Raw genomic sequence first — 2756 nt, 5'->3', positions numbered from 1 at the left:
GGGTACACTTTCATCAAAGACTGAACGATATCCTCCCTGACGGTTTTGATTTCACCGGCCATTTTCACGAAGTCCAGAAAGGCACTGTGACGGCGAAGGTGAGTGAAGCTGTGGCGTTCGGGGTCTGCTTTCAGGAAAAAGTAACCGGGAAACACGGCGTGTATATGTCGACGGTAACCACAGACTTTATCCGTGCGGCGGACCTTTTTCAGTATCAGGGGTGTCCAGGGAAGGACGTGTTGTTCGGAAAGCCAGGAAAAGAGATGTTCGCGGTTTTTGCCGGCAGGGATGTACTGAGCCAGATACCAGTTGCGTTGATGTAATTCACTGATATTCAAAATCCGGAACGCTCCGCGAAAATCGATCCCCGCAGAGGGGCTTCGATGTTGTTGTGAACGGCGAATACATAAAGCATGTGTCGGAAACAGCGGCTGACCCTCGTTCAGCCCGGCCTGCAGTTCTGACAGGCACATGATTTACGCACTCTTGTAAGCCTTGTGGACGGTTTCGAGGCGGGCGAAAACCGACAACTCCTGCAAACAGGATTAATGGCTGGCAAATATATTACATAAGGATGTATCTGTGGCAAGAGTGAAGATAAGCAGTTAAATAGATCGTTATATTTGATAAAGCAGCATATTATGCTGATTTGTGTGCGGTGTCTGGAGGATTAGATCGTTTAAAAATTTTAGGCGATCTCTTCTACTAAAAATGATGAAAAACACAGCATAAAAGATCGTTTGTGGAATTGTCTATTTTTTTTGACATAGTTCAAAAAAACGACGTTTTTTAGGGGGTTAATGAGAGGCCTGGTAAATCAGAGAAATCGTGTCGGCTTTTCAAAGCGGTGGAAAAGGGGTATATTGCGGATCGTTATTCAGTGGCTTTTGGGATCCTCGCGGTCCGGAAAGTCAGAAAACGGCAGGATGCGCCATAAGGCATTCAGGACGTATGGCAGAAACGACGGCAGTTTGCCGGTGCCGGAAGGCTGAAAAAAGTTTCAGAAGACCATAAAGGCGAAACCCCCATAAACTTTCCTCTGACTTTGGCGGGCCGGAGAAAGATTATGGGGGCATCACGAATACGGGATAAGTATATATGAAACCGTACCAGAGATTCAACCCTGTGCAGTGTATAAATACACGGCACAATCGCTCCGCCATAAGCGACAGCTTGTGGCAGGTCTGAAGAATACTCCATATAACGCAGTACACTGGAGTCAGTTAGCACCCGAAGAGCAGATCCGTTTCTGGGAAGACTATGAAACGGGAAGGGCGATCTCTTTTCTGGTTGAACCGGAAAGGAAGCGCACAAATCGCCGTCGTGGTGAACACTCCACTAAACCCAAATGCGAAAATCCGTCCTGGTATCGTCCTGCGCGCTATAAGGCGCTGAGCGGGCAGCTCGGGCACGCCTACAACCGTCTGGTGAAAAAGGACCCGGTGACCGGCGAGCAGAGCCTGCGTATGCGTATGTCGCGGCATCCTTTTTACGTGCAGAAACGGACGTTCGTCGGTCGCAAATATGCTTTCCGGCCGGAAAAACAATGCCTCCTCGATACCATCTGGCCGGTTCTGGTCAGCTTCAGTGATGCCGGTACACACACCGTGGGCATGAGTGTTTCCCGCCTGGCTAAAGAAATCAGCCCGAAAGACAGCAAAGGGAAGGTTATTCCGGAACTTGAAGTGACAGTCTCCCGTCTTTCCCGTCTGCTGGCCGAACAGGTGCGTTTTGGTGTGCTGGGTGTATCAGAAGAAACGATGTGGGACCGTGAAACCCGTCAGCGTCTGCCGCGTTATGTCTGGATAACACCGGCAGGGTGGCAGATGCTGGGTGTGGACATGGTTAAACTTCACGAACAGCAGCAGAAGCGGCTTCGTGAAAGTGAAATCCGCCAGCAGCTCATCCGGGAAGGTGTACTGCGTGAGGACGAAGATATTTCCGTGCATGCGGCCAGAAAACGCTGGTATCTACAGCGCAGCCAGGATGCGCTGAAACACCGTCGGGCGAAAGCTGCAGCCCGCAAGCGTGCTAATCGCCTGAAGAAACTGCCTGCCGACCAGCAGATTCATGAGATGGCAGAGTATCTCAGGAAGCGTCTGCCGCCGGATGAAGCCTATTTTTGTTCCGATGACCATCTGAAGCGACTGGCCATCAGGGAGTTGCGTCAGCTTGAACTGACGCTGGCTGCCCCGCCACCGCACTAGACAGCACCATTCCCTCAGCACTGAATCATCGCCAGCCCCTCCGGGGCTTTCGGCGCTGGTTCCGCTCAGCCCAAAATCTGCAGTAATCACCTTAAATTCCCTCAGAGGGGCATATCTGCCCATAAAACCACGTATCAGTCATCAGAACATGGCCACGTTGTTTCAGTTATCCACATAAATCCGCAAATAAAGAACTTTAAAAGCTGCAAACGTGAAACAGCAAACCTGCAATATAGTCTTAACCCCATTATTTAATCCCCTACGTTGCTTCGCCGCAGGGAAAGTCTTTATCTCTGAACCCACTGTGAACAAACACAAAAAGGCCTTCGCTTGCAGCGGCCAAGGCCGCGCCGCTCAGAATCTAAAAGCACCTCCCACGCTAACGCGCGGGCCCCGTACATCACCGTTCTGAAACCACCGCGAAAACATCAGGAATAAAAAACACCACACAAACGCAGCACCGTGCCCACCCCTCATAACTGAAAAGCGAGGCCGCCCCCGCCCGAAGGGCGGGAACAACATCGCTTTTAATTATGAATGTTGTAACTA

Annotated in this window: 2 protein-coding genes; one reads left to right on the top strand and one right to left on the bottom strand. The window is 50.8% G+C overall.

Translation table 11 applies throughout. From position 1 onward, the window contains the following. Positions 1-473, bottom strand: a 473-nt coding sequence (locus E0D98_RS23100; protein ID WP_100015172.1) for a transcription termination/antitermination NusG family protein, incomplete at its 3' end; no start/stop codon positions are given. A gap of 702 nt (positions 474-1175) precedes the next feature. On the opposite strand from E0D98_RS23100, the gene repA reads away from it, so the two are divergent. After that, entirely contained in the window at positions 1176-2207 is a 1032-nt protein-coding gene (gene repA, locus E0D98_RS23090; protein ID WP_000907876.1) for a plasmid replication initiator RepA, read from the top strand. The last annotated feature ends 549 nt before the right edge of the window (positions 2208-2756 follow it).

The sequence above is a fragment of the Escherichia sp. KCJ4928 genome (assembly GCF_004352695.1).
Classification (GTDB): Bacteria; Pseudomonadota; Gammaproteobacteria; order Enterobacterales; family Enterobacteriaceae; genus ECMA0423.
The sequence above is the reverse complement of the archived record's forward strand: the minus strand, read 5'-3'. Positions and strand labels throughout refer to the sequence as shown.